This window comes from Thiolapillus sp. (assembly GCF_048562965.1).
Taxonomy (GTDB): domain Bacteria; phylum Pseudomonadota; class Gammaproteobacteria; order Chromatiales; family Chromatiaceae; genus Thiolapillus; species Thiolapillus brandeum_A.
Genome location: NZ_JBHNMF010000252.1, coordinates 1 through 4,792 on the forward strand (window position 1 = coordinate 1; position 4,792 = coordinate 4,792).

The following is a 4,792-nucleotide window of genomic DNA, read 5'->3' on the forward strand; positions in this document are numbered from 1 at the left end:
GCGGCAACGCTATGATCCTTGCTATGTCAACTATTTTTTGAGATTTTTAGTGGTTTTTCTCCTCTGAAACTCTAAACTCTAGTATATTTGTTTATTCATATATAATGGGCGCATGTTTGAATCTCTCGGCAATCTGATCGCTTACCAGTGGCTGGGGCTGTCACCAGACAGTCATGTGGGTGCTGCGGTGCAGTTCTTCGTCATGGATGTGACCAAGATCTTCGTGCTGCTGGTGGTGGTGATCTATATCATGGGCCTGCTCCGGGCCCTGCTCTCGCCCGAAAAGGTACGCGAGTTCGTGCGTGGCAAACCGAAATGGCTGGCACGCACCCTGGCTATTCTGCTGGGAGCAGTCACGCCCTTCTGTTCCTGTTCGTCCGTGCCCTTGTTCATCGGTTTCGTGGAAGCCGGCATTCCCCTGGGCGTCACCTTCTCCTTCCTCATTGCCAGCCCCATGATCAATGAAGTTGCGGCGGTGATTCTGGTCGGTCTGCTGGGGTGGAAGCTGGCGGCGCTGTACATTCTGTCCGGCTTGGTGGTTGCCTACGTGGGCGGCATGATCATGGAACGCTTCAGGCCAGAACGATGGGTGGAAGAGTACGTGTGGAAGATCCACATGGGCGAGATGCAGCGGGCCGAGCCAGATGCCTCCCTGGCCGGGCGCCACCGTTATGCCTGGCATGAGGTGAAGGAAATCGTGGGAAGGATCTGGAAATGGGTGATTATCGGCATCGCCGTGGGTGCTCTTTTCCATGGCTTTGTACCCGAGACCTGGGTGAGCGAACACCTGGGCGGGAAAGACAACTGGTGGTCTGTTCCTGCCGCCGTACTGCTGGGCGTACCCCTGTACTCCAACGCCACGGGGGTCATTCCCATCGCCGAGGCCATGCTGGGAAAGGGCGTTGCCCTCGGCACGGTACTGGCCCTGATGATGAGTATTGCGGCCCTCTCCCTGCCCGAGATGCTGATCCTGCGCAAGGTCATCAAGTGGCCAGCCCTGGCCCTGTATGCCAGCGTGCTGGCAGTCGCCTTTACCCTGGTGGGCTGGGGCTTCAACCTGATTTCATGAGGAAACATCCATGACAGACAAACCTGAACTGCATTCATCCATCGTGGCCATGGTATCCCTGGCATCGGGCATCGCCTCCCGTCATCCCGACATGGGCCTGTGCCAGCTGGATAAACTGCGCCAGGCCGGCGTGCCCGAGCACCAGTTCGCCGCCGTGGTGGAGATCGCCCGGCATATCCGCGACGAGGCGGCACATAAGCTCGATGCCGCTTTCGACGAAAAAGCACGACTCGAAACAGCGCGGCCCGCTCCCAGGAAGGCAGGTGGTCTGCCCGAACTGAAAGTGGATACCGGCGAGGCCTGCTGCACGCCGACGCCCAGCGGGCAGTCGTGTTGCTGAGTTTTCGGACTGAAGTCCGACCTACAGTTCACTGTAGATCATCCAGTAGGTCAGGCTTCAGCCTGACAAGAAATTTTTGGACAGAAGTCACGATGTCGGGCTGAAGCCCGACCTACCTCGACATTTGGAGATGATCCATGAAGAACATCAAGATACTGGGCAGTGGCTGCGCCAACTGCCAGACGACCTATAAGCTCATCCAGGAAGTCGCTGCGGAGAAAGGCGTGGATGTGGAACTCGAAAAAATCGAGGACATCGGACAGATCATGAGTTACGGGGTCATGTCCACACCGGGCGTGGTCATCGATGACAAAGTCGTGCATGCCGGCGGTATTCCCGACCGCAAGAGCATCCAGGAGTGGCTTGCATAGGATGTTGTAGCGCTGCCTTTTATGACAGGGTGACTGCAATCACTCCCTGTCTGACGGCATGCTGGCTATGCCCAGCCATGGTTTCAGCAAGCACTCAATTGCCGTTGTTTCCAACAGCCTGTCGATGACAAGTTTTCCATCGACATAGACTTTGGGGTAATCCTGTCTCTCCATCTTCCAGTCGACCTTGACGTTGACACCCAACGCCCTGCCAGCGCAGCTCAGGCGTTTTTCCATACGCATGGCATCTTCGCCCCGACCGACGAGCTGGACCTCCAGAATAGGCAAACGAGGATCAGGTTCTGAGTTGCAAGCACTCATACCTTCTCATCCCTGTCGAACCCGTAAGCGAACATGGGCACGTAGATCAATGTGAGCAGCGTCCCGACAATCAGGCCGCCGACTGCCACATCGGCAAGGGGTGACAGCCTTTCCAGACCCACCGCCTGCTCCAGTGCAATGGGAATCATACCGGCAATGGTGCCGAAGGCCGTCATCATCACAGGACGGAAACGCACGCGCACGCTTTCCAGGGCGCTTTCAAAGGGCGGTTCATGCAAGCGGAAATCCTGGTAGAAATCCACCAGCAGCACGGCATTCTTGATGATGATGCCGAACAGCAGCAGGATACCGATTAGACTGGGCATACAACTGGGCTTGTCGAACAGCAGCATGCCCCAGGACGCGCCGACCATGGACAGCGGCAGCACCACGATCATGATCAGCCCAAGCTTGACTGACCGGTAGATGACGATGAGGGTCAGGGTCAGAATAATGACACCGGAGCCAATGGCCTTGATCATGCGCTGGAAGCTGTCATCCAGGGAAACGATATCGCCTTCCTGGCTGACGATGAAACCCGAGGTATCCACTTTGTTCACCGCAGCCCGGGCATCTGCGGTGATATGAGTGATGGGGCGCGTGGCCCGGTAACCGTTGACATCGATGCTGTAGAGCATCTGATCCCGCTCGATCTTGGCCTGGGTCAGGTTGTGACTGACTTTCGCCAGGGCGGTAAGAGGCAGCTCCTCGCCCTTGGGCGTCTGGATCAGCATGGATTATCCTCGCTAAAGCGTCCCTTGAGATACAGGCGGACATACTGGGTACTCATGGAAGACAGGTTGCCGCTCAAAGACAGAACCTGTCCGCGGATGGGAATCTGCTGGACAATGGCTCCGGGTGTCAGGCCGTAACTGAGGGCCTTGTTGGTATCGATATCCACCTTGATTTCACTGAAATCACTGCCCCAGCTTTGTGAGATGCTGGTCAGCCCCTTGATGGGGGTGAGCACCTTGGCAATTTTCTGCGCCACTTCCGGCAGGTTCTCGTAGTCACCGGACTTGATACGCACATCCAGTGGGGCCTTGATGGAACTGATAGCCGTTGCGCCAAAATCATACACATCGGCAGTCTTTATACCGGGCAGCTGATGCAGACGGTCACGGATTTCGTTTTCGATATCCCACAGGGTCTTCTGCCGTTCAAAACGGTTGACGCAGTTCACGGTGATGGTGGCTTCACTGGGCAAATTACCACTCCCCAGGGAAAGCACGCCGGCCTCGGATCCAAAAGCCACGGAACTCATCACCACTTCCGGCTGCTGATGCAGCCATTCCAAGAAAGGTTTGATCTTCTGTTCTGAATCCTCCACCCGGTCGTTGGCGCTGAATACCACGTGGGCCTTGATGATGCCGGTGTCCATGGGGGGCATGGTGTCCTTGCCGATGATGGGCATGATGTTTTTCAGGCTGACCACCAGTATGGCCAGCACGCCCAGGGTCAGCAGCAGCTTGCGCCACATGGAAAAACGCCCATGGGTGAATTTCAGGATGCCCAGATAAGGCGCAACCAGACGACCAAAACTGGCCTGATAGAGCTTTTCAAAAAGCTTCTCCACACGGGTCTTGCCCGTGCCGTTCCGGTAAAGATACACAGACAGCTTGGGAATAAAGGTAATGGACAGGAAATAGGACACCAGCAGGGCAATGATCAGGGTGGAGATCAGGGGGCGGAAGATGTGTTGCGGAAAGTCCCCGACGAACATCAGGGGAAACATGATCACGATGGTGGCGATAGTGCCGGCGAACACCGGAGACAGGACTTCCCTGGTGCCTTCCTCAATGGCGGTATCCAGATCCTCGTGCATCTCTCCCAGGTGGCGCTCGATGTTTTCCAGCACCACCACGGCATCGTCCACCAGCATTCCCAGGGCCAGGATGATGGCTGTGTACACGACAATATTCAGCTCACCCCCGGCCAGGTAGATGACCGCCATGGTGCCGAAGAACACCAGGGGAATGGACAGGCCCGCGGCAATGATCGCCCGGAAATTCCCCAGAAAGAACAGCAACACGATGAGGGTATAGATGATGGCATCCCGCAATGCTTCCAGCATATTGGTATTGGCGGTCTCGATAAGATCGCGCTGGGTGTCACTGATCTGGAAGTCGATACGCGGGTACTGGGCCTGGAGAATCTTCAGTTCCCTGCGCGCCGCCTTACTCACATCCAGCACACTGCCGCCGGGAGCACGTTGAATCGCCAGGGCAATGCCTGATCTGCCATTGCCCATGTAACCGCTGAAGCGTTTCTTGTAGCTCCAGGTCACGTCGGCAATATCCTGCAGGCGCACATTGGGCGCCACCACGAGATGTTTCAGCGCGCCCACATCAGCCTTGTCACCATAATAGGTCAGGGTGAAGAACCCTTCCCTGCCTTTGAGAAACCCCATGGGCATGTCTTTGTTTGTGGCGGTGATCACCTGGGCCACCTTGTTGAAATCCAGGCCGTACTTCTTGGCCTTGAGGGGGTCCAGGGCAATATTGATGGCGCTCTGATACCCGCCGAAGACCTCCACGTTGCCGATGGCCGGCTTGCTCAGCAGATACGGCTTCAAGCGTGTCTTCGGCCTCGTGATAGATTTTGGGACATCCCAGTCCCCAAAATCGACTCGGCCTTTGACAACCTATTTGTGCCCCAGCCGTCCTGGTCACCAAGCACTACGCAACAACT

Annotated in this window: 6 protein-coding genes; 3 read left to right on the plus strand and 3 right to left on the minus strand. The window is 56.5% G+C overall.

Annotation, left to right across the window (positions count from 1 at the left end):
• Window positions 1-112 precede the first annotated feature (112 nt).
• The 3 genes from ACOCD2_RS12475 (at window position 113) to ACOCD2_RS12485 (ending at window position 1,780) form a co-directional block, all read left to right on the plus strand.
• Window positions 113-1,069, plus strand: a complete 957-nt coding sequence (locus tag ACOCD2_RS12475; protein WP_293648737.1) for a permease — start codon at window positions 113-115, stop codon at window positions 1,067-1,069.
• 10 nt (window positions 1,070-1,079) lie between these two features.
• A complete protein-coding gene (locus tag ACOCD2_RS12480; RefSeq protein WP_293648740.1) occupies window positions 1,080-1,409 on the plus strand; it encodes a hypothetical protein in 330 nt (109 codons plus the stop codon).
• A gap of 137 nt (window positions 1,410-1,546) precedes the next feature.
• The gene (locus tag ACOCD2_RS12485) at window positions 1,547-1,780 is read left to right on the plus strand and encodes a thioredoxin family protein (protein ID WP_293648743.1); all 234 of its coding nucleotides are present in this window, start codon (window positions 1,547-1,549) and stop codon (window positions 1,778-1,780) included.
• A gap of 39 nt (window positions 1,781-1,819) precedes the next feature.
• Here ACOCD2_RS12485 and ACOCD2_RS12490 read toward each other — a convergent pair whose 3' ends face one another.
• From ACOCD2_RS12490 to ACOCD2_RS12500, 3 genes are read right to left on the minus strand one after another with little or no spacing between them, the layout of a single operon-like run.
• Complete coding sequence (locus ACOCD2_RS12490; protein ID WP_293648746.1) at window positions 1,820-2,101, minus strand: hypothetical protein; 282 nt, start codon at window positions 2,099-2,101, stop codon at window positions 1,820-1,822.
• Window positions 2,098-2,835: an efflux RND transporter permease subunit gene (locus tag ACOCD2_RS12495; RefSeq protein WP_305800411.1), complete on the minus strand. Its 738-nt coding sequence runs from the start codon at window positions 2,833-2,835 to the stop codon at window positions 2,098-2,100. Before ACOCD2_RS12495 ends, ACOCD2_RS12490 begins: the two co-directional genes overlap by 4 nt.
• Window positions 2,829-4,676, minus strand: a complete 1,848-nt coding sequence (locus ACOCD2_RS12500; RefSeq protein ID WP_305803322.1) for an efflux RND transporter permease subunit — start codon at window positions 4,674-4,676, stop codon at window positions 2,829-2,831. The genes ACOCD2_RS12495 and ACOCD2_RS12500 overlap by 7 nt, the downstream gene beginning before the upstream one ends.
• Window positions 4,677-4,792: the final 116 nt, after the last annotated feature.